The sequence below is a fragment of the Streptomyces sp. LMG1-1-1.1 genome (assembly GCF_040815545.1).
Classification (GTDB): Bacteria; Actinomycetota; Actinomycetes; order Streptomycetales; family Streptomycetaceae; genus Streptomyces.
Window position 1 is genome coordinate 125685 of the sequence record NZ_JBFPNH010000012.1, and the last position, 21690, is coordinate 147374.

At 74.3% G+C, this 21690-nt stretch carries 16 protein-coding genes; 11 read left to right on the forward strand and 5 right to left on the reverse strand.

Annotation, left to right across the window (positions count from 1 at the left end):
• Nucleotides 1-164 precede the first annotated feature (164 nt).
• The 5 genes from MRBLMG1_RS04410 (at nucleotide 165) to MRBLMG1_RS04430 (ending at nucleotide 7873) form a co-directional block, all read left to right on the forward strand.
• Nucleotides 165-929: an IclR family transcriptional regulator gene (locus MRBLMG1_RS04410; RefSeq protein ID WP_367820895.1), complete on the forward strand. Its 765-nt coding sequence runs from the start codon at nucleotides 165-167 to the stop codon at nucleotides 927-929.
• Between the two features lie 45 nt (nucleotides 930-974).
• Nucleotides 975-1304, forward strand: coding sequence for a putative quinol monooxygenase (locus MRBLMG1_RS04415; RefSeq protein ID WP_367820897.1), 330 nt, complete (start codon nucleotides 975-977; stop codon nucleotides 1302-1304).
• Between the two features lie 93 nt (nucleotides 1305-1397).
• Nucleotides 1398-2432, forward strand: coding sequence for a LacI family DNA-binding transcriptional regulator (locus MRBLMG1_RS04420; protein WP_367820899.1), 1035 nt, complete (start codon nucleotides 1398-1400; stop codon nucleotides 2430-2432).
• 1386 nt (nucleotides 2433-3818) lie between these two features.
• Entirely contained in the window at nucleotides 3819-7079 is a 3261-nt protein-coding gene (locus tag MRBLMG1_RS04425) for an aminotransferase class I/II-fold pyridoxal phosphate-dependent enzyme (RefSeq protein WP_414721487.1), read from the forward strand.
• Nucleotides 7079-7873, forward strand: coding sequence for a class I SAM-dependent methyltransferase (locus tag MRBLMG1_RS04430; protein WP_367820903.1), 795 nt, complete (start codon nucleotides 7079-7081; stop codon nucleotides 7871-7873). The genes MRBLMG1_RS04425 and MRBLMG1_RS04430 overlap by 1 nt, the downstream gene beginning before the upstream one ends.
• Here MRBLMG1_RS04430 and MRBLMG1_RS04435 read toward each other — a convergent pair.
• The 4 genes from MRBLMG1_RS04435 to MRBLMG1_RS04450 all read right to left on the reverse strand — a co-directional run bounded on the left by MRBLMG1_RS04435 (nucleotide 7852) and on the right by MRBLMG1_RS04450 (nucleotide 13059).
• Entirely contained in the window at nucleotides 7852-8946 is a 1095-nt protein-coding gene (locus MRBLMG1_RS04435; RefSeq protein ID WP_367820905.1) for a glycosyltransferase family 4 protein, read from the reverse strand. The two genes, MRBLMG1_RS04430 and MRBLMG1_RS04435, sit on opposite strands and share 22 nt — an antisense overlap.
• Complete coding sequence (locus MRBLMG1_RS04440) at nucleotides 8933-9901, reverse strand: PIG-L deacetylase family protein (protein ID WP_367820907.1); 969 nt, start codon at nucleotides 9899-9901, stop codon at nucleotides 8933-8935. The genes MRBLMG1_RS04435 and MRBLMG1_RS04440 overlap by 14 nt, the downstream gene beginning before the upstream one ends.
• Nucleotides 9883-11529 (reverse strand): glycosyltransferase family 4 protein, encoded by a 1647-nt coding sequence (locus MRBLMG1_RS04445; RefSeq protein WP_367820909.1) that lies wholly within the window; start codon nucleotides 11527-11529, stop codon nucleotides 9883-9885. The genes MRBLMG1_RS04440 and MRBLMG1_RS04445 overlap by 19 nt, the downstream gene beginning before the upstream one ends.
• A gap of 756 nt (nucleotides 11530-12285) precedes the next feature.
• On the reverse strand, nucleotides 12286-13059 hold the full coding sequence (locus MRBLMG1_RS04450; protein WP_367820911.1) for a glycosyltransferase family 2 protein: 774 nt from the start codon (nucleotides 13057-13059) through the stop codon (nucleotides 12286-12288).
• Between the two features lie 198 nt (nucleotides 13060-13257).
• Here MRBLMG1_RS04450 and MRBLMG1_RS04455 point away from each other — a divergent pair, with 198 nt between their 5' ends.
• The 6 genes from MRBLMG1_RS04455 (at nucleotide 13258) to MRBLMG1_RS04480 (ending at nucleotide 20801) form a co-directional block, all read left to right on the forward strand.
• On the forward strand, nucleotides 13258-15099 hold the full coding sequence (locus tag MRBLMG1_RS04455; protein WP_367820913.1) for a glycoside hydrolase family 15 protein: 1842 nt from the start codon (nucleotides 13258-13260) through the stop codon (nucleotides 15097-15099).
• Nucleotides 15100-15143: 44 nt separating this feature from the next.
• Nucleotides 15144-15434 carry a hypothetical protein gene (locus MRBLMG1_RS04460; protein ID WP_367820915.1) on the forward strand — a complete coding sequence of 97 codons (291 nt, stop codon included), beginning with the start codon at nucleotides 15144-15146 and terminating at the stop codon, nucleotides 15432-15434.
• An 80-nt stretch (nucleotides 15435-15514) separates the two neighbouring features.
• Nucleotides 15515-16588, forward strand: a complete 1074-nt coding sequence (locus MRBLMG1_RS04465) for a phosphatase PAP2 family protein (RefSeq protein WP_367820917.1) — start codon at nucleotides 15515-15517, stop codon at nucleotides 16586-16588.
• Between the two features lie 43 nt (nucleotides 16589-16631).
• Complete coding sequence (locus MRBLMG1_RS04470) at nucleotides 16632-18857, forward strand: NADP-dependent isocitrate dehydrogenase (protein WP_367820918.1); 2226 nt, start codon at nucleotides 16632-16634, stop codon at nucleotides 18855-18857.
• Between the two features lie 94 nt (nucleotides 18858-18951).
• Nucleotides 18952-19245 carry a hypothetical protein gene (locus tag MRBLMG1_RS04475; RefSeq protein ID WP_367820920.1) on the forward strand — a complete coding sequence of 98 codons (294 nt, stop codon included), beginning with the start codon at nucleotides 18952-18954 and terminating at the stop codon, nucleotides 19243-19245.
• Nucleotides 19246-19340: 95 nt separating this feature from the next.
• Entirely contained in the window at nucleotides 19341-20801 is a 1461-nt protein-coding gene (locus MRBLMG1_RS04480) for a sigma-70 family RNA polymerase sigma factor (protein ID WP_367820922.1), read from the forward strand.
• Nucleotides 20802-20854: 53 nt separating this feature from the next.
• Here MRBLMG1_RS04480 and MRBLMG1_RS04485 read toward each other — a convergent pair whose 3' ends face one another.
• The gene (locus MRBLMG1_RS04485) at nucleotides 20855-21637 is read right to left on the reverse strand and encodes a CAP domain-containing protein (protein WP_367820924.1); all 783 of its coding nucleotides are present in this window, start codon (nucleotides 21635-21637) and stop codon (nucleotides 20855-20857) included.
• Between the last annotated feature and the right edge of the window lie 53 nt (nucleotides 21638-21690).

Here is a 21690-nt window from a genome sequence, read left to right on the forward strand (position 1 = left end):
CACCCGCCCCCCCTCGAACGAGACACCCGACCCGACCCCCTCGACGAGAGACCCGCCCCGACCTCCGTCGAACGAGACACCCGACCCGACCCCCGTCAGCGAGACACCCGGCCCTCCGTCGACGAGCCCGCCGCCGCCCGACCGGCAACGCCTAAGCTGGGGCGATGGCCGTCACCCCGAGCCCCAGCCAGGGGCCCCAGTCCGTCGACCGCGCCCTCGCCGTCCTCGACGCGGTCGCCGACGCGGACCGGCCCGTGGCGGCGAAGGCGCTGGCGCGGCGCCTCGGCTGCGCCCTCTCGACCGTCTACCACCTCACCGGGCCGCTGCTCGCCCGCGGCTACCTCGTCCGGACCGCCGAGGGGTACGCCCCCGGGCCCCGCGTCCCGGCCCTGTACCGCTCCCACCAGCGGCACCACGGGCTCGGCGCGGGCACCGGCGAACTGCTCGGCCGGCTGCGGCGGGCCACCGGCGCGGAGGCGTACCACACGGCCTACCGCGACGGACGGATCACCGTCGTCGACACCACCGCACCCATCACCGATGTGACCCACCCCTTCGTGCCGGGTCCCGAGGACCGCGCGCACGCCACCGCCCACGGCAAGGCGCTGCTCGCCGCGCTGCCGCGCCCGCTGCGCCGCCGCTATCTGGCGGAGCACGGCATGGCCCGTTTCACCGAGCGGACGATCACCAGCGCCGAACGCTTCGAGGCCGAGGCCGCCCGGGTGCGCGACCAGGGCTTCGCCGTGTCGGTGGGCGAGGCGGACCCGGCGTACACCTGTCTCGCCGTGGCGCTGCCGGAGCGCGGCGACGGAATCGTGCACGCCCTGTCGGTGTCCCTGCCCACCGCCGACTTCGGGCGCCGGCAGGCCGACCTGAGGGCCGCGCTCGTACGGGCCGTGCCCGGCTTTCCGGCCCTGCCGGAATCCTGACCCGCCCGGGCTGCCGAGCCGGCCGGGCTCCCGCAGAGTGGACGCATGATCTTCATCGCCGTGCGTTTCACCGCCCGCCCCGACCACGCCGACCGCTGGCTCGACCTGGTCGCCGACTTCACCCGCGCCACCCGCGAGGAGCCCGGCAACCTCTTCTTCGACTGGTCCCGCAGCGTCGACGACCCGAACGTCTACGTCCTCCTCGAAGCCTTCGCCGACGCCGAGGCGGGCGCCGCGCACGTCGCCTCCGCGCACTTCACGGCCGGTCTCGCCGCCATGGCGGGAGCCATCGCCACCACCCCCGAGATCATCAACGTCGAGGTGCCGCAGCAGGGCTGGGGCGCCATGGCCGAGCTGGCTCCGACCGGCGCCTGAGCCGTTTCCCGGCCGTCCGGGCCCGTGCCGCCCCGCCTGATAGGTTCGCGTGCACACGCAGGCGGGGCGGCGGCCCGAGGGGAGAAGCGGCACATGGCGGCGAGCGGACGGCAGACCGGCAGGCCCACCCTGGAGGAGGTCGCGGCCAGGGCCGGAGTCGGCCGCGGCACGGTCTCCCGGGTCATCAACGGCTCGCCGAAGGTGAGCGAACAGGCCAAGGCCGCCGTCGAGCAGGCCGTCGCCGAACTCGGCTACGTCCCCAACCGGGCCGCCCGGGCACTCGCCGGCAGCCGGACCGACGCCGTCGCCCTCGTCATCCCCGAGACCGAGGCCCGGCTGTTCGCGGAGCCGTACTTCCTCGACATCATCCGCGGGGTCAGCAGCGAACTCGCCGACGCCGACAAGCAGTTGCTCCTCACCCTGATCCGCAGCGAGCAGGAGCGGCAGCGCTTCGAGCAGTACCTCGCCGCGCAGCGCGTCGACGGCGTCCTCCTCGTCTCCGTGCACGCCGCCGACCCGCTGCCCGACCAGGTCAGGGCCCTCGGCCTGCCCGCCGTGCTCAACGGCCGCCGCACCGAGGACGAGCGCGTCGCCTTCGTCGACTCCGACAACACCGGCGCCGGCCGGACCGCCGTCGGCCACCTGGCCGCCCGCGGCCGGCGCGCCATCGCCACCATCACCGGACCCCTCGACATGTACGTGGCCCGCTGCCGCCTCGACGGCTACCACGAGGGCCTGACCGAGGCCGGGCTCACCCCCGACGCCGGCCTCGTCGCCACCGGCGACTTCACCGAGGAGGGCGGCCGCCGCGCCATGCGCCGACTCCTGGACCGCAGGCCGGACCTGGACGCCGTCTTCGCCGCCTCCGACGTGATGGCCGCCGGCGCACGGGCCGTCCTGCGCGAGGCCGGCCGCCGCGTCCCCGAGGACGTCGCCCTCGTCGGCGTCGACGACTCCGCCGTCGCCCGGCACATGGACCCGCCGCTGACCAGCGTCCGCCAGCCCATCGAGGAGATGGGCCGCGCCATGGCCCGCGTACTCCTCCAGGAGATCACCGACCCCAGCGGCCCCGACGAGCAACCCCGCCGGATGCTCCCCACCGAACTCGTGGTCCGCGCCTCCTCGTAAGGGGGTCCCCGCCGGTGCCGCCCGGCCGCCGAGATGCAGGGGCCCCCGGGGCCCCGGAGAATGGACACCGTACGGGGTCCGTATCCGCGACCAGGGCGCTCTCGACGCGTCCGACCCGACAAGGGGGCGGTCGACGTGCCGCTGGGTCAGCCCGACCGGCCTCCCATCAAGGCCGGGGCGCTGCGCAGATGGACCCTGCTGTACCTGCTGGCCGTGGCGATCCTGACCGTCGCGTACCTGGAGTTCCCCGAACGGCACACCGTGCTGTGGGCGCTCATCGGGCTGAGCGGGGTCGCGGCGATGCTCGTCGGGGTCCGTGTGCACCAACCCGCCCGCCGCTGGCCCTGGCTGGTGCTCGCCGGCGCCAACCTCGCGTTCGTGGGCGGCGACACCGCCTACAACGCCCTGGAGGCGTTCTTCGGGCAGACCAGACCCTTTCCGTCCATCGCCGACGCGCTGTACCTGGTCACCTACCCGCTGTTCGCCGTCGGCCTGTTCGGTTTCATCCGCTACCGGGCCGTCGGACGCGACCTCGGCGTCGTCCTCGACGCGCTGATCCTCACGTCGGGCCTCGCGCTGCTCTCCTGGGTCAACCTCATCACCCCGCTCGCCAGGAGCGAGGACATGAGCTGGACGGAGAAGGCGATCTCCATCGCCTATCCGCTCGGTGACGTGCTGATGCTCGCGATGCTGGCCCGGCTGCTCGTTCCGGGCGGTTTCCGTTCCCGGTCCGTGCAACTCCTCACCCTGGGCACCTGCGGCATCCTCGCCTCCGACGTCATCTACGGCACGCTCCAGCTCAAGGGCACCTGGCAGGTCGGCACCGCCTGGGACCTGGGCTGGGTCGTCTTCTTCACCGCCTGGGGCCTCGCCGCCCTCCACCCCTCGATGACCGGCCTCACCGAACGCGCCCCGGAACCGGCCCCGCGGATGGCCGAGCGACGGCTCGCGCTGCTCGCCGGAGCCTCCCTCGTCGCCCCCGCCCTGCTCCTCCTCCAGTCGCTGCGCCACGACCGGGACCAGGACATCGCCGTCATCGCGATCTTCTCGGCGTTCATGTTCCTGCTGGTCCTCACCCGGCTCTGGGGCATGATGAACGACCACGACCGATCCGAGGCGCGCGAACGCAGCCTCAGGACCGCCGCCGCGTCCCTCGTCGCCGCCCTGAGCCCCCGTGAGGTCGCCGGCGCCGTGGAGACGGCGTCCGCGACGCTCTTCGGCCCGGGCACCGACCACCGGGTCCTGCTCTTCACCCGGGACGGCAAGGGCGGTCTCAACGCCGTCGCCACCGTCAGCCACCCCTGGAGCTGCCGCACCGAGGAGCTCACCCGGCAGCCCGGCACGGCCTGGCCCGACCTCATCTCCGACGGCGCCCGGCTCCTGCCCGTGACCCGCCTCGACCCCGCCGTCGCCGCCGAGGTGGCGCCCGAGACGCACGCCCTGCTCTGCCCCCTGGAGCTCCAGACCCCGGCCGAACGCGAACCGCTGCTCGGCGTGCTGCTGCTCGCCGGACCCGAGAAGAAGCTCGCCGAGATCGCGGCATCCGCCCAGTCCCTCGCCTCCCAGGCCGCCCTCGCCCTGGAACGCTTCGGACTCAGCGAGGAGGTCAACCGCCGCACCAGCGAGGCGTACTTCCGCACCCTCGTGCACAACACCTCGGACGTCATCCTCATCGTCGACGACGACGACACCGTCCGGTACGCGAGCCCCTCCGCCGAGTCCATGTTCGGCCATTCCCTCCTGCCGGGCACCCCCCTCACCGACCTGCTCGCCCCCACCGACGTCGCCAGTGCCCTGCGCGTCCTCGCCGACGCCCGCACCCGCGACACCGTCGACGCCCGCGACGACTGGAAACTCCTGCACGGCGACGCCTCCGACCTGGAGGTCGAGGTCCGGTGCAGCAACCTGCGCGAGGAGCGCACCGTGCACGGACTCGTCCTCACCCTGCGGGACGTCACCGAACAGCGGAAACTCGAACGGGAGCTGACCCACCGGGCCTTCCACGACTCGCTCACCGGACTGCCCAACCGGGTCCTGCTCCTCGAACGGATCGAGCGCGCCCTGCTCCGCGGCCGCCGCGAGTCCACCCTCACCTGCATGCTCTTCGTCGACCTCGACGACTTCAAGGTCGTCAACGACACCATGGGGCACTCCGTCGGCGACGAACTCCTCGTCGCCGTCGCCCGCCGTCTCACCGCCGTCCTGCGGCTGACCGACACCGCGGCCCGGCTCGGCGGCGACGAGTTCGCCGTCCTCATCGAGGGCGCCCGCGAACCCCGCGACGCCGAAGCCCTGGCGGCCGAGATCGTGCACACCCTGAGCCAGCCCTTCCACCTCACCGACGGAGCCGTGTCCGTCTCCACGAGCGTCGGCATCGCCACCGTCCTCGACAGCGCCCACGCCGAGGAACTGCTCGGCCACGCCGACCTCGCCCTGTACGCGGCGAAGGCGGCCGGCAAGAAGCGCTGGCGGCTCTTCCACCCCGAGCTGCACTCCCGGCTCGTCGCCCGCCACGAGCTCCAGGCGGGCATGGACACCGCCATCGCCGACCACGCCTTCGCCCTGCGCTACCAGCCGATCGTCGAGGTCGACGGCGGCGCCCCGGCCGGCCTCGAAGCGCTCATCCGGTGGCCGCACGCCCGGCGCGGCATGGTGCCGCCGGACCAGTTCATCACCCTGGCCGAGGAGAGCGGCCACATCATGCCGCTGGGCGCCTGGGTCCTCGAACACGCGGCGCTCGACATCGCCCGCTGGCAGCGCAACCACCCCCGGCCGGCGCCGCTCTACGCCAACGTCAACGTCTCCGCCCGCCAGTTCCGCGACCCGGGCTTCCTCGACGAGGTGCGGCGCACCCTCCACTCGTCCGGGCTCGCGCCCGGCTCGCTCGTCCTCGAACTCACCGAGACCGTCCTGATGCGGCAGGACGCCCAGATCCGGACGACCATGGCCGCACTCAAGGAGATGGGCGTCTCCATCGCCATCGACGACTTCGGCACCGGGTTCTCCTCGCTCAGCTACCTCCGCGAGTTCCCCATCGACGTCCTGAAGGTCGACAAGTCGTTCATCGACGACATCACCACCGACCCGCAGCAGGTGGCGCTCGTCGAGGGGATCGTGCGCATCGCCGACGTCCTCGGCCTGCAGGTCGTCGCCGAGGGCATCGAACACGAGGAACAGAGGGCGCTCCTCGCCCAGATGGGCTGCCGGTTCGGTCAGGGCTACCTCTTCGCCCGCCCGATGACCGCGCACCAGGCCGAGTCGTACCTGCACCGCGCCCAGCGCTCCGGCGCGCGCCCGGTCGCCCGGATCGGGGACCGCGCCCTCCCCGGCCCGGCCGCCCGGATCACCGGACGCACCGCCGCCTCCGGCACGGCGGCGGGGACCGGACGGCCCCCGCGCCCGTCCCGCTGGCGGGACCTGGAACACCTCAAGCGGACCAGCCGCATGTGCGACGCCGTCATCGACGAGGTCGACGGCCGGCGCATCCGGGTCGGCGACGAGTGGCTCGTGGACTTCGCCTCCTGCAACTACCTCGGCCTCGACCTCGACCCCACCGTCATCGACGCGATCGAACCGCAGGTCAGACGGTGGGGTACCCATCCCAGTTGGTCGCGGCTCATCGGCAGCCCCCGGCTCTACCCCCGGATCGAGGAGCGGCTCACCGAACTCCTCGGGGCCTCCGACACCCTCCTGCTGCCGACCATCACGCTCATCCACCAGTCGGTCATCCCGCTGCTCGCCGGCACCGGCCAGGTCTTCGTCGAGGCACAGGCCCACCGCACCGTGTACGACGGCTGCGTCGCCGCCCGCGGCCAGGGCGCCGAGATCCACCGCTTCCGCTCCGAACGGCCCGAGGACCTGGACGCCCTGCTGCGCGGCGCGCCCGCCGACGCCGCCCGGCTCGTCTGCATGGACGGCGTCAACAGCATGACCGGCAACTTCCCCGACCTGTCCGCGCTGGCCCGGATCTGCCGCGAGAACGGCGCCCTGCTGTACATCGACGACGCCCACGGCTTCGGCGTCATCGGGGAACGGGCCCCCGACGAGACCAGCCCGTACGGCTCGCGCGGCAACAGCATCGTCCGCCACCTCGGCGAGACGTACGACGACCTCGTCCTGGTCGGCGGCTTCTCCAAGGCGTTCTCCTCGCTGCTCGCCTTCCTCGCCGTACCGAAGTGGCTCAAGGACCACCTCAAGGTGGCGGCGGCCCCGTACCTCTACTCCGGGCCCTCGCCGACGGCCTCGCTCGCCACCGCCCTCGCCGGACTCGACGTCAACGACGAGCGCGGGGACGAGATCAGGGCCGACCTGTACCGCAAGACGGCCCGCGTCCTCGACCACGTCCGCGGCCTCGGGATCGCCACCCCCAACACCGACGGACTGCCCATCATCGAGATCCCCCTCGCCGACGCCGCCGACCTCGACGCCGTCGCCGTCTTCCTCTGGGACCACGGCATCTACGTGACCCTCGCCTCCTACCCGCTCGTCCCGCGCGACCGGGTCGGCTTCCGCATCCAGGTCACCGCGGCCAACACCGACGAGGAGATCGGCGAACTGTGCGCGGCCCTCACCGAGCTCGCCGGCCGCTTCTCCCTCCAGACCCCCGCCACCGGACCCGTCGCGGCCGGCCGGCCGCCGGAGAAGTGATGGACCGGATCGAGCCGCCACCGCCGGCGGAGACGAGAACGCGTCGCAACCAGGACGCGGACTGGAACGCCTGGCCCGTCGCCGACTACCTCGCCGAGAACTACCGCATGCTCCACCCCTGCGACATCGGCGTCATCCACCACCACTCCGCCGTCTACCGGCGCTACGCCCCCGCGGGCCTGGCCCGCACCCTGGAACTGGGCGCGGGCCCCAACCTCTACCCGCTGATGTTGGCGGCCGCCGCGAGCCGCCGCGTCGACGCCCTGGAACCCAGCGCCGCCAACGTCCGCTACCTCCGCCACCAGCTCGTCCACGGCGCCGACGCCAGCTGGCGGCCCTTCTACGACCTGTGCCGCGCCCTCGACCCGGCACTCCCGGAGAGCAGCGCCGAGGCGCTCTCCCGGGTACGGGTCGTGCCCGGCACCGCCGCCGACCTGACCCCGGGCCGCTACGACCTCGCGTCGATGAACTTCGTCGCCGAGAGCGTCACCGAGGACTTCGACGAGTTCACCGCACTCTGCGCCGCGTTCGTCCGGGCGGTCCGCCCCGGCGGCCGGCTCCTCGCCTCCTTCATGGAACGCATGCCGAGCTACCGCATCGGCACGGGACCGGTCTGGCCCGCCTGCCCCGTCGACGAACCCGCCCTGCGCGGTGTGTTCGCCCCGCGTACCAACGGCCTGCGGATCGTCCGGCTGGCGAAGGACCGTACCCTGCCCGAGTACGGGGACACCGGCGTCCTGCTCCTCACGGCGGTACGGCCCGGAGCGGCGGCTCAGGACAGCAACTCCCGGTAGAGGGCCGCGTACCGGGCGGCGAACCGCTCCGGGCCGAAGTGGTCCTCGACCAGCGACCGGCCCCGGTCGGCCAGCATGTCCCAGGAGCGCGGCCGGTCGAGCAGCCACGCCAGCTGCTGGCCCGTGCGGCGCGCGTCGCCGGCGGGGGCCCGGAGGACGGCGGGCCCGAAGTCGGCGAACTGGGGCAGGTCGCTGAGGATGGCCGGCCGGCCCGTGGCCAGGGCGTGGAGCACGGTGAACGGGATGTCCGCCCGGCCGCCGAGCGCGACCGGCGGGAACAGCAGCACATGGACCGACGCGAGGAGCGCCCGCATGTCCTCGACGTAACCGCGCACCTCCACGTCGACGAGACCCGCCGCTCCCGCCCGCTCCCGCAGGGCCTCGTTCAGCGCCTCGGGGTCCTGCCCCGGCCGGCCGCGCATCGCGAGCACGAGACGGAAGTCGCTGCCCGCCCGCCGGGCCTCCGCCGCCGCGTCGATCGACACCTCCGCCCCGCCGTGCGGATCGTGGTGGCCCGCGAACAGGACCGTGGGGAGACCCCCCGGCCGCGGCAGGTACGGCCACTCGTCCAGGGCCACCATGGGCGGCACGACGCGCACGTCCCCGAAGTCGGCGGCCCGCAGCCGTCGCGCCATCGACTCGGACAGCGCGACCGTCGTCCCCAGCGGCCGTACGCGCGCCAGGAGCCCGGTGTCCAGCACACCGGGCACGGTGTGCACCACCGGCCGCCCGCCGAGCAGCAGCGGGCGCAGCCACGAGAACACGGGGAAGACGCGGCCGACGGACAGGAAGGCGTGCACCAGATCGACCCGGCGGGCGAACACCGCCCCGCCGAGCGTCGCCTGGACGCGCTCGGGGAGGCGCGGCATCCCGCCACGGGAGACGATCCGGACGGGGCGTCCGCCCCGCGGCGTGTCCCGCCGGGGGTGCGGCCACTGGGTGAACCAGAAGAAGTCCACGTCGGGCAGCGACTGGAGGACGGACGTGGCGAGCCGCACGTCGCAGCCCGCCACCCCGTCCAGCGGGCCGCCGGTCAGGAGGAGCACGCGGGGACGCCGCTCAGCGCCGGGCATCACGCACCTCCGGCGGCGCCGTCACCTCGGCCGGGCCGCGGGACGGCACACGTCCGGCGGCCCGGGCCCCGCGGGCGGGTTCAAGGCCGCGCACCGGGCGCGTCGCCACGGTACGGGTGCCGCCATCGGCCTCGGTGCCCGTCCAGGCGTTGGTGTCGGCTTCGGGCAGCAGGTACACCTCGGGCGCGCGCGGGATGCGGCCGTCGGGGAAGAGGGCGTCGGCCTGCGTCCGGTAGCCGCGGATCAGCTCCGCCTTCCGGTCGAGGTCCCGCTCCCACACCCGGGGCACCAGGCGGTGCCGGTCCGTGAAGCGCGCGTCGGCCGCCGCCCGCTGGTCGTACGGGAAGTCGCTGTAGTACACGATCCGGCGCCCGCTCCGCTCGGCGGCCGTGCGGACCAGGACGTGGTCCGCGTGACCGCCGACCGCCAGCGGAGCGAGTACGAGACCGCCGGACGAGCCGGGCAGCAGCGCGGCGACGGTCTCCTCGACCGTGCGCAGGGTCTCCGCGTCGTGTGCCGAGACGCTGCCCCGCGACAGGTGCAGCCGGTTCGTCGGATACACGTGGTCCGCCTCGGGCAGCAGCCGTGCCGGCCGTCGCATGCCCGTGCGGGTCCGCGGCAACCGCCGGAACAGCCCGTCGACCAGGCCGACGTGGAGCGGTTCGACGCCGAGCGTCCCGAGCACCCGCCGGTCCTCGGCGCGCCGCTCGGCGAACAACGCGGCGGCGTCGTCGGCGTGGGTCCGCTTCAGGTACCGCCGGGCGGCCAGGGTGTACGGCGGCGGCCCGGCCTCCGTGAACAGGGTGGCGACCGTCACCGGGGCCCGCCGCCCCACCCAGCCGAGCAGCGCCCCGCAGGACAGGACGGCGTCGTCCAGGTGCGGCGAAAGCACGAGCACGGGGACCTCGGAGCCGAGGAGGGTCCGGACGAAGCCCGTCAGCGGGTCGTCTGCCATGACGCAGTCCTCTTCCTCGGCCGCCGGGGGAAGGCGGGTGTGTCCAGGAGCCGGTGTGCCAGGGCCAGATAGAGGCCCGTCGTCTCGTCCCACGTGTAGTGCCGCGCCGCCGGCGCCGCCCGCCGCCCGAGCCGCCCGCGGAGCGCCGCGTCGCCGGCCAGCTCGGCCATCCGCTCCCCGAACGCCGCCACGTCGAACGGCGCCACGGCCACGCCCCCGCCGTCGCGCAGCCAGCGCAGGGCGGGCAGGCCGAAGTGGAGCACGGGCTTGCCGTACGCCATGCCGTCGAGGGCCACGACGCCGAACGTCTCGTGGCGGGACGGCAGGACCAGGAAGGCGCAGTCGCGCAGGAGCCGGCGCCTGCGTTCCTCGCCGACGGGCCCCACCCGGTGGATCCGGGACCGCGCGGCGGAGGACCGGGCGGCGACCAGTGCGGCGAGCCGTCGTTCCTCGGCCGGGGCGCCGCTCCCCGCGAGCAGCAGGTCGAGCGGGGGCCGTGACCGGTCGTACGCGTCGAGCAGCAGATCGAGGCCGGAGACCCAGCCGTCGATCCGGCCCAGGAACAGGACGAAGCGTCCGGTCCCCGGCACGACGTCGTCGAGGTCCCGCTGGGCGGAGCGGTGGGCGATCACCTGCACCTCGGCCCGGGGACTCAGCCGCCGGACCACCGCGCCGTCCGCCGTGTCCGCCACCACGATGCGCCGGTAGCAGCGCAGCACGAGCCGCTCCACCAGGAGCAACGGGGCATGGCGCCTGCGCGGCGCCCCGCTCTGGCGGCCCTGGGCGATGCCGACGACGGGGGCGGCCGTGGCCAGCGGCAGGAAACCGGTCGCGTAGGGGGGAGCGAAGATCTCCAGCCACAGGTCGTGGCGGATGCGGCGGGCGACGAACGGCAGCAGCGCCGGGAACAGCAGCCGTCCGGCGCGCGGACCCGCCCGGCAGACCGGCAGCCGCACGTACCGGATGCCGTCGCGCTCCGCCGCGCCGCCGTGTCGGCCCGCCGACACGACCGTCACCCGGAAGTCCTCGGCCAGCCGCCGGGCCACCTTGCCGGCCACCAGGGCTCCGCCGCCCCGGTGACCGGGACCGTCGTACACCGACACCACCACGTGCCGCCGCCCCATGTGGTGCGGGGCCGGGTCACCGACCCGGCCCCGCACGGCACGGGGCCGTGGGCGCCCTGGGGTCGCTTCGCGCTCCCGTACCGCGTCGAGGATCCGCTCCGCGGCGGTGGCCGCGACCAGGGACGGAGCCCGCCGACCGTCGAGCCGGGCGACCCGGGGCAGCTGCCGCGACCAGCGGCGGTAGGGGGGCCAGGAGGACGCCGGACGACCGGTGGCCTCCTCCCGGTCGCGCCCCCGAGGGGTGTCGGGTCCGGTGTCCACGAGCAGCGTCAGACCGTAGCGGCCGGCGATCCGGCGGAAGGCTTCCGCCGCCCAGGAGGCGGCCGGCGGGTCGAACGCCACCAGGCCGTCCAGCGGCCCCCGGTCGGTCAGGACCACCGCCGGTCCGCCGCGCGCCCGCTTCCGTGCCAGGGTCCGGGCCACCGCGAGACGGGCCGCGAGCTCGGAGGCGTGCAGGAACGCGTGGACACGGTGCGGCCAGGATCCCCGGCGCTCGGGATCCATGGCGCGCCGTGCCCACCCGTCCCCGCGCGGTTCCCCCGCGTCCCTCACCAGGGGCGGGACCGGGAACCCACGGCACAGGAAACAGCCGTGACCGCGCACGGCGACGACGGTCAGGCCGCGTTGACGGAGCAGTGTCCCGACCCTGCCGACCAGCGCCGACCGGTCGGAGCCCGCGGGCCCGGACACGGAGACAAGGAGGGCGCCCCGGGCGGCCGCCGTCACGACGACTCGCCCCCTCGGGGCAGGCCGTGGGCCGTGCGGCGCGCGGGCACGCGCAGGAGCGGTCCGGCCGGGCCGTCGGGAGCTGGGCCGTCAGGGCCGTCCGAGCAGCCTGGGCCGCGTGAACCGCGCCGCCGTGCCGCGTGCGTGCGGACCGAACGGGCGCGCCGGCGACGGGCCGCGCCACGCGGCCTGCACGCCCGGCTCAGGGGCGGAGCGGCGGCCGCACGGATCCGGTCGGAACCCCGGCGGGCAGGATGCGGGGTCGGCCGGTGGGGGGACGGGCAGAGCGCACGGCGTCGGGCCTCGGCCAGGGGCCAGTCGGTCACCCGCCGCAGGGGATGCGGTGCGGGTGCCGCCGGCGTTCGGCTGATGGGGAGGAAGGTCACGACGAGCCTCTTCCGGCAACCGACCCTACCGAGGGCCTGACGAGGGCTGAGCTGATTCGTCCTGGAAGATCTGTCCTGGAAGATCTGTCCTGAGGCGCTGATCCGTAAAGAGTGTTCTCTCCACCCTTAGCTTCCCCGGGGTGATTCGTCAACCGGAGGAGCCGCGGAAGCGGCCGTGGGCGAGGCGCGACAGCGCGTTGTGCGGTCGTTCGTCGAGGAGCGTGCCGAGGATGCGGGCGCCGTCACGGAGGGTGCGGAGGCGCGAAGCACCGTGGCGGCACGGCAGTTCGCGGCTCGGGACCTCGGCCACGCGCAGGCCGTAGTGCAGTGCGTGCGCGACGAGTTCCGCCCCGAGTTCGACACCGTCCTCGCGGAGGTCGAGGAGATCGACGAACGAGCGGCGGAATGCGCAGAACCCGTACCAGAGATCGGTCAGTCGCTGACCGTAGAGCCGGCGCGCGACGCGCAGCAGTGCGCGGTGCCCGAGGCGCCGGACCAGCGAAGAGGCCGCGACGTCCCCGCCCGCGATAAAACGCGATCCCTTGACGAAGTCGTAGCCGTTCTCCAGATAGTGCAGGAAATGCGGGATCTCGTCCGGCGACATGCTGCCGTCGGCGTTCATCAGCACGATCAGGTCCCCGGTGGCGGCGAGCAGCCCCGCGTGCGGGGTGTCGCCCTTCTCGAAGTCCCAGGCACCCACGCTCCGCACGGTGAGACCCGGGCGCGCGTGCCGGTCGTCGGCGGGGGCGCCGACCAGCACCACCTCCCGCACGCTGGACGGCACCTGGCCGAGGAGCGCGTCGAGGGCCGGTCCGGGATCTCCGTGGCCGGGGCGGATCGTGAGGACCAGGCTCACCGTGCTCACACCGGCCCCGGGCGCCCGGTCGGTCGACCGGCGCAGGGGGTGCGAATCGCTACTCATCGGTACGGCCTTCCGCGCGGCGGACCCGCGACTTCCAGAATCCTGCGCGGAGGGCGAAGGCGTCAAGAAAAGCGGAAGAACATGCGGCCGGCCGTGAAGGAATAACCCCGGCGGAAAACCTCTTAAAGCGCGGGCGCTTTCCCCCTGTGGTAACCGTTCGTTTAGGCAAGCGCACCTTTGCGGGCATACAATCCGGTCATGGCAGGGCGAATTGAGGACTACGCCCTCGTCGGTGACCTGGAGACGGCCGCGCTCATCGGGACCGACGGGTCCGTCGACTGGTGGTGCGCACCCCGCTTCGACTCGCCCGCCTGCCTCGCGGCCCTCCTCGGGGACCCCGGACACGGCCGGTGGCTCCTCGCCCCCGTCGGCGAGACCCGCTGCACGCGCAGGAGTTACCGGGGGGACACGCTCGTCCTCGACACCGTCTGGGAATCCCTGTCCGGATCGGTCCGGGTCACGGACTTCATGCCGCCGCGCTCCCTCGACGAAGGCACGCCGACGATCGTCCGCGTCGTCGAGGGGCTCACCGGACGGGTCGTCATGCGCGGCGAGTCGAGCGTCCGCTTCCACCACGGCAGCATCGTGCCCTGGACCCGCTCCGTGAACCGCCGCACCGTCGCCTCCGTCGCGGGACCCGACGCCGCCTACCTCACCTGCGGCCCCGGCGTCGAACCCGTCATCGCCGACGACCGCACCACCTTCGACTTCACCGTCACGGCCGGGAGCCGCGTCGCGTTCACCCTCGGCTGGCGCCCCTCGCACGCGCCGGTACCCGCCACCACCCCGCCCGCCGCGGTCGACGCCGCTCTCGCCCGCACCCTCGCCTTCTGGAACGACTGGGCCGCCACGCTCCGTTACGACGGACCCGCCAGGGAAGCCGTCATCCGCTCCCTGCTCACCCTCAAGGCGCTCACCTACGCCCCCACCGGCGGCGTCGTCGCGGCGGCCACCGCCTCGCTCCCCGAGTCCATCGGCGGCCGACGCAACTGGGACTACCGCTTCTGCTGGCTGCGCGACTCCACCTTCACCCTCTCGTGCCTGCTGCGCGGCGGATACCGCAGGGAGGCGCTGGCCTGGACGGAGTGGCTGCTCCGCGCCGTCGCGGGCGACCCCGCCGACCTCCAGCCGCTGTACGGGGTCGCGGGGCAGCGCCGGCTGCCCGAGACGCACGCCGACTGGCTCCCCGGCTACGAGGGTTCACGACCCGTCAGATTCGGCAACGCCGCCGTCGGCCAGTTCCAGCTCGACATCTACGGCGAGGTGCTCAACACCGTCTACTCGGCCGTCCGGGCCGGCGTCGTCCTCGACCCCCCGGCCTGGGCCCTGGTCGCCGCGCTCCTCGAGTACCTCGGCGAACGCTGGCGGGAACCCGACGAGGGCATCTGGGAAGTCAGGGGCCCGCGCCGCCACTTCGTCCACTCCAAGGTGATGGCCTGGGTCGCCGCCGACCGGGCCGTCCGCCTCGCGCGCGTCGCCGGACTGCGCGGCTCCGTGCACCGCTGGCAGGCGCTGCGCCAGGAGCTGCACGCGGAGATCTGCGCCCGGGGCTGGAGCGAGGACCAGGGGTCCTTCACCCAGTCCTACGGAAGCCACCAGGTCGACGCCACCGCCCTGTTGATCCCCCGGCTCGGCTTCCTCCCCGCCGGGGACCCGCGGGTCATCGGCACCGTGCGCGCGATGGAACGACTCGACGACCACGGGTTCCTGCGCCGGTACGGGGACGTGCGCGACGGCGGCACGCACGACCTCGACGACCTCGGCGGCACCGAAGGGGCCTTCGTCGCCTGCACGTTCTGGTACGCCGACGCCCTCGCCATGACCGGCCGCCCCGACGAGGCCCGCGCCGTCTTCAAACGGGTCCTCGACGTCCGCAACGACGTCGGCCTGCTCGCCGAGGAATGGGACCCGGTCGCCGGCCGACAGCTCGGCAACATGCCCCAGGCCCTCAGCCATGTGGCCCTGGTGAACACGGCGTTCACCCTGTACGGCACCCGCCGGCACGACCGGGACCGCGCCCGCCATCTCGCTGTGGCATGATCGCGCCGACCCCGGCAGCGGCACGGGGGACCAGGGGGGTCGGAATGGACTGGCATGTCGTCGTACCGGGTGCCTTCGCGCTCGTCTTCACCGCCAGCGGCGTCGCCGCGATCCGCACCGGCTGGATCTGGCCCTGGCTGCGTTCCCGGGTCTACCGGAAGGGCCTCCACGGCCGGGGCCAGCTGCTCATGGCCGCCGCCTTCGCCGTCCAGGCGCTCACCCCCTTCGCCGACGACCGGGGCGTGAGCTCCGCCCTCGGCGTCGCGAGCGTGCTGGCCGTCCTGGCCGGCGTCGCCCTGCTCGTCCTCGGCGAGCGCCCGCCCCGGGAGCGCTGACGCGGGCGGTTCCCGCCGTCGGCGTGTCGTTCGGGTGAGTCCAGCGGGCGGCCCGGGCGCGCGTGGGTTCGAATCGGGGCATGGCTCCCTACGACAGGCTCCGCGCCGGCGGTTCCCCGAGGCCGCTGGAGACCGGTGACACCTGGTGGTACGCCGCCGTGGCCGGCGAGACCGCCGGCTCCTTCAGCACCCGGGTCCGCACCCGGACCCGGCGTGCCTGCCTCGGGGCGGTCCTCCTCCTCACGGTCGTCTACGCGGGCCTCGTGCTCACCGCGACCGGCCGGCGCTGGGGCGACGCCGCCGTGACCGGCCGGCGCGCCGACACCGCCGCCGTCACCCTGCTGCGCGAGCACCCCTCGCTGGCCGGCCTCACCACCTTCTCGCTGGCCGCCGGATGCGCCCTGCTGCTCGCCGTGGGCCTCATACGCAAGCGGTACGCGCTCACCGGGGCCGCGGTGGGCGCACTCGCCACCGCCCTCGCCGTCACCGGCCTGCTCCAGCGGTTCGCGCCCCGCCCCCGCCTCCTCGACACCGCGGGGGCCCTCGTCCCCAGCGGCTTCCCCAGCGTCCAGACCACGCTCGCCGTGGGCATCGCCCTCGGCCTCGTCCTCGTCGTCCCCTACCGGCTCCGGGCCCTCGCCGTCGGCGCCGGAACCCTCTGGGCCACCGCGGTCGGCGCGTACACCATCGCCTCCGGGCGGCACCGGCCCGGCGACGTCATCGCCGCCGCCCTCGTCGTCCTCGCCGTCGACTGCGGGCTGCTCGCCTTCCTCGCCCGCAAGGGCAAGGTCCGCCCCGGCCCCCTGCGCGGGCCCCTCCTGCCCGGCCTCCCGGCGACCGTCCCGCTCGCCTTGCTCGCCGCGGCCGGCCTCGGCACCGGCCTCTGGCTGCTCGGCGACACCCTCGCCCTGCCCGCCACCGCCCCCTACGACCCCGCCGAGCTCCGGCTCGCCCACCGCTGCGGCCAGGCCCTCGCCGCGGGTGTGACGGCCGCCACCGGCCTCGTCCTGCTCGTCCTGCTCCGCCGCGTCGACGTGGACGGGGCCCCCACCCCGTACCGGCTCGGCGGACCCTTCGTGGAGGCCGCGGGGGTCCAGCGCGAGAGCGAGCTCATGGGGCCCTTTACCGAGGACCTCGATCACGAGATATCTTGATGTCGAGCAATCTCGCATACGCAGACGTGGAGCGGAGCACCCGGTGACTGACTCGACCATCATCTACACCCACACTGACGAGGCGCCTGCCCTGGCGACGTACTCGTTCCTGCCCGTGATCCAGGCGTATGCCTCGCAGGCCGGCGTCACGGTCGAGACGCGGGACATCTCCCTCGCCGGCCGCATCATCGCCGCCTTCCCCGAGTTCCTGGAGGAGGGCCAGCGCATCGCCGACGCCCTCGCGGAGCTCGGCGACCTGGCCAAGACGCCGGGCGCCAACATCATCAAGCTGCCGAACGTCTCGGCGTCCATCCCGCAGCTCAAGGCCGCCGTCGCCGAGCTCCAGGCGCAGGGCTACGCCCTCCCGGACTACCCGGACGACCCGCAGACGGACCAGGACAAGGACGTCCGCGCCCGCTACGACAAGATCAAGGGCTCGGCCGTCAACCCGGTCCTGCGCGAGGGCAACTCCGACCGCCGCGCGCCCGGCTCGGTCAAGAACTACGCCAAGAACCACCCGCACCGCATGGGCGCCTGGACCCCCGAGTCCAAGACGAACGTCGCCACGATGAGCGAGAACGACTTCGCCTCCACGGAGAAGTCGGTCGTCGTCACCAAGGACGACACCCTGCGCTTCGAGTTCACGACCGCCGACGGCACCACCAGCGAGCTCCGCGCCCCGCTGAAGGTCATCGCCGGCGAGGTCGTCGACGCCGCCGTCATGCGCGCCGCCGCGCTCCGCACCTTCCTGAGCGAGCAGGTCGCCCGCGCCAAGGCCGACGACGTGCTCTTCTCCGTGCACCTCAAGGCCACCATGATGAAGGTCTCCGACCCGATCGTCTTCGGCCACGTGGTCCGCGCCTTCTTCCCGGCGACCTTCGCCAAGTACGGCGAGGCCCTCGCCGCCGCCGGCCTGTCCCCGAACGACGGCCTCGGCACCGTCCTGGGCGGCCTCGACGCCCTCCCGAACGGCCTCGGCGCCGAGATCAAGGCCTCCTTCGACGCCGAGCTCGCAGCCGGCCCGGCCCTCGCCATGGTCGACTCCGACAAGGGCATCACCAACCTGCACGTGCCGTCCGACGTCATCGTCGACGCCTCGATGCCGGCCATGATCCGCACCTCCGGCCACATGTGGGGCCCGGACGGCCAGGAGGCCGACACCCTCGCCGTCCTCCCGGACCACAGCTACTCGGGCGTCTACCAGGCCGTCATCGAGGACTGCCGCGCCCACGGCGCCTTCGACCCGTCGACCATGGGCTCCGTCCCGAACGTCGGCCTCATGGCGCAGAAGGCCGAGGAGTACGGCTCCCACGACAAGACCTTCGAGATCGCCCAGGCCGGCACCGTCCGCCTCGTCGACTCCGAGGGCAACGTCGTCCTGGAGCAGGAGGTCGCCGAGGGCGACATCTTCCGCGCCTGCCAGACCAAGGACCTGCCCATCCAGGACTGGGTCAAGCTCGCCGTCACCCGCGCCCGCGCCACCGGCGCCCCGGCCGTCTTCTGGCTGGACGAGAACCGCGCCCACGACGCGCAGCTGATCGCCAAGGTCAACGAGTACCTCCCGCAGCACGACACCGAGGGCCTGGACATCAAGGTCCTGTCCCCGGTCGAGGCGACGAAGTTCTCCCTGGAGCGCATCCGCCGCGGCGAGGACACCATCTCCGTCACCGGCAACGTGCTGCGCGACTACCTGACCGACCTCTTCCCGATCCTGGAGCTGGGCACCAGCGCCAAGATGCTGTCGGTCGTCCCGCTGATGGCGGGCGGCGGCCTCTTCGAGACCGGCGCCGGCGGCTCCGCCCCGAAGCACGTCCAGCAGCTCGTCAAGGAGAACTACCTCCGCTGGGACAGCCTCGGCGAGTTCTTCGCCCTGGCCGCCTCCTTCGAGCACCTCGCGACCACCACGGGCAACGCCCGCGCCCAGGTCCTCGCCGACACCCTCGACCGCGCCACCGGCACCTTCCTCAACGAGGACAAGTCGCCGACCCGTCGCCTCGGTGGTATCGACAACCGCGGCAGCCACTTCTACCTGGCCTTCTACTGGGCCCAGGAGCTGGCCGCCCAGACCGAGGACGCGGAGCTGGCCAAGGCCTTCGCCCCGCTCGCCGAGACGCTGGCCGCCAACGAGCAGAAGATCGTCGACGAGCTCGTCGCCGTCCAGGGCTCCCCGGCCGAGATCGGCGGCTACTACCAGCCCGACCCGGCCAAGGCCGCGGCCGTGATGCGCCCGTCCGCCACGTTCAACGAGGCCGTCGCGTCCCTCGCCTGACCCGCGCGCGCCCGTACCGCCCCGGCCGGAAACTCCTCCGGCCGGGGCGGTCCCGTCGGTGGCGCATCTCACCGCCTGGTGTGAACCTGGATGGATGAGCTGGGCATCTTGGACGACCGCCGGTGTGTACACCGGGCGAGGTGGGGTGCTGACCGTCGAGGGCGGCGTCGTCACGGGCGATCTGACCGTGCACACGACGTGGGCCGAGCGCGAGGCACGTGTGGCCGTGCAGTACAGCGGCGCGTCCGACTGGTTCACCATGTCGGGCAGTCCCGTTCCGTGCGAGACGGAGGAGGAGAGCCGCGACCTGCACGACGCCGTCGTCGCGGCCGTGCGGGAAGGCCACGGGGCGACGGTCCCGACCCTGCCCGCGGCACCACCGGTGTAAGGTCCCCGCACACCACCGGAAGAAGTGTTATCCCTCCCGCTCCCACGGGTCTCCGAACGACGGGGGACTCGGACGAGGGATGAGGGAGCAGATCCATGCACAGCGACGAGCGCCGCACCACCGCCCTGGTGGAAGCGGCCAGGGCCGGTGACGCGCACGCCAGGGACGCACTCGTGCGCGCCTACCTGCCCCTCGTCCACAACATCGTCGGCCGCGCCCTCGACGGCCACGCCGACACCGACGACATCGTCCAGGAGACGATGGTCCGCGCCCTCGACGGCCTCACCGGCCTCCGCGATCCCGACCGCTTCCGCTCCTGGCTCGTCGCCATCGCCATGAACGGGATACGGCGCCGCTGGCGCGAACGCCAGCAGGCGCCCGTGCCCGGCCTCGACCGGGCCGTGGACCTCGCCGACCCGGCCGGCGACTTCACCGAGCTCACCATCCTCAGGCTCGGCCTCTCCGGGCAGCGCCGCGACGTCGCCCGCGCCACCCGCTGGCTCGACGAGGACGATCGCGAACTCCTCTCCCTGTGGTGGCTGGAGGCCGCCGGAGAGCTGACCCGCGCCGAGGTCGCCGAGGGCCTCGGCGGCATCTCCCCGCAGCACGCGGCCGTCCGCATCCAGCGCATGAAGGAACGCCTGGAGACCGGCCGGGCCGTGGTGCGCGCCCTGGACGCCGTGCCGCCCTGCCCGGAACTCGCGGACACCCTCACCGCATGGGACGGCCGCCCCTCCCCGCTCTGGCGCAAACGCGTCGCCCGCCACCTGCGCACCTGCGACGCCTGCACGGGCCGCGCGACCGGCCGCCGCGGACTCGCCCCGGTCGAGGGCCTGCTCGTCGGCATCGGCCTCGTGCCCCCGCTCGCCGCCGGAGCCCTGCGGGGCACGGAGCCGCTGGCCACCGAGCCCGTCGCGTTCGAGGCGGCATCCCGGTGGACACCGCTCACGCGCGCCTGCGTCGCCGGGGCCGCCGCCGTCGCCGTCCTCGGTGCCGTCGCCCTCCTCGTACCCCGGCAGCCCGATCCCCGGCCGGCACCCGCGGCGCCCGTCGCCGCGCCCCCGCCCGCCACGACGACCTCCCCCGCCCCGGTGGCGACCGTCGCCGTCCCGGCACCGACGACCCGCCCGCCGAAACCCCGCAGGACCACGCCGCCCCCGGCGCCCCGGCCCACCGCCGAGCAGCGGCTGACCGCCGAGGTCAACCGGCTCCGGGCGGCGGCGGGTTGCGCGCCGCTCCACACCGACCCGCGGCTGGTCGCCGCGGCCCGCGCCTACGCCCGGGACATGGTCGCGCGCGGCTACTACGGGCACAGCAGCCCGGAGGGCGACTTCGCCGACGTGCGGATCACCGCCGCCGGGTACGACTGGAGCGCCTGGGCCGAGAACCTGGCGCGCGGTCCGTCCGACCCGGCGGCCGTCGTCGACGACTGGACCGACGGGGCGATGCACGAGGAGAACATGCTCGACTGCCGGTACCGGGACACCGGAGTGGCGTCGGCGCCCGGTCCCCGCGGCACGGTCTGGGTGCAGAAGCTGGCCACCCCCGCGTCCTGACGCCCGCCCGTCCCTCGGACGCGCCCGAGCGCTACGGCGCGCCGGGCCCCTCCTCAGCGTCTGGCGCCGAAGTCCTGTACCCACCAGGGGCCGTTGGCGGTGAGGGTCACGCCGACCCCGATGTCCCTGAAGGCGCAGTTGAGGATGTTCGCCCGATGGCTCGGACTCTCCATCCAGTCCTCCATCGCGCGGGCCGGGGTCTGCGGCCCGCGGTGGATGTTCTCCCCCCAGGTCGACCACGCGTACCCGGCCCCCGTGATCCGGTCGCCCGCGTCACGACCCTCCGGGGTGTCGTGCCGGTAGTAGTCACGGGCCGCCATGTCGTCGGCGTGCCCCTGCGCGGCCGTCCGCAGATGGCCCTCCGCGCGCAGCGGCCCGCAACCGGACCTCTCCCGCTCGGCGTTGGCGAGCGCGACGACCTCCTGGACGTACCGCCCGACCTCGGCCCCGGCCGCCACGGGCGCGACGGCCGGGGAGGCGGCCGGTGAGACCGCGGGCGCCGGCGCGGCCACGTACATCCCGGTCACCACCGTGAGCAGCGCCGCGGCGGCTCCGGTGAGGGTGACGGTGGTGCGGAAGGACGGGCGGCGCGCTGCCCGGCGCCCCGTCCCGCCGCCGCTCCTCCGGTGCCGGCCGCTCGCGCGCGGCGACACGTCCGCGCCGAGGACCCGGGCCCGGTCGGGGCCGTCGGACCCGTCCGGACAACCGGGACGGTCGTGGTGGTCGTGGGGGTCCGGACGGCCGGGACGGTCGTGCTGGTCCGGACGTCCGGGGCGGTCGGGATGGTCGTGGCGGTCGGGACGGTCGTGGTGGCCGGGACGGTCGTGGTGCCGCATGGAGCTCCGCTCTCTCGCCGAGGTCGCCGGAGGGTCCGGTGCTGGGGGAGCCA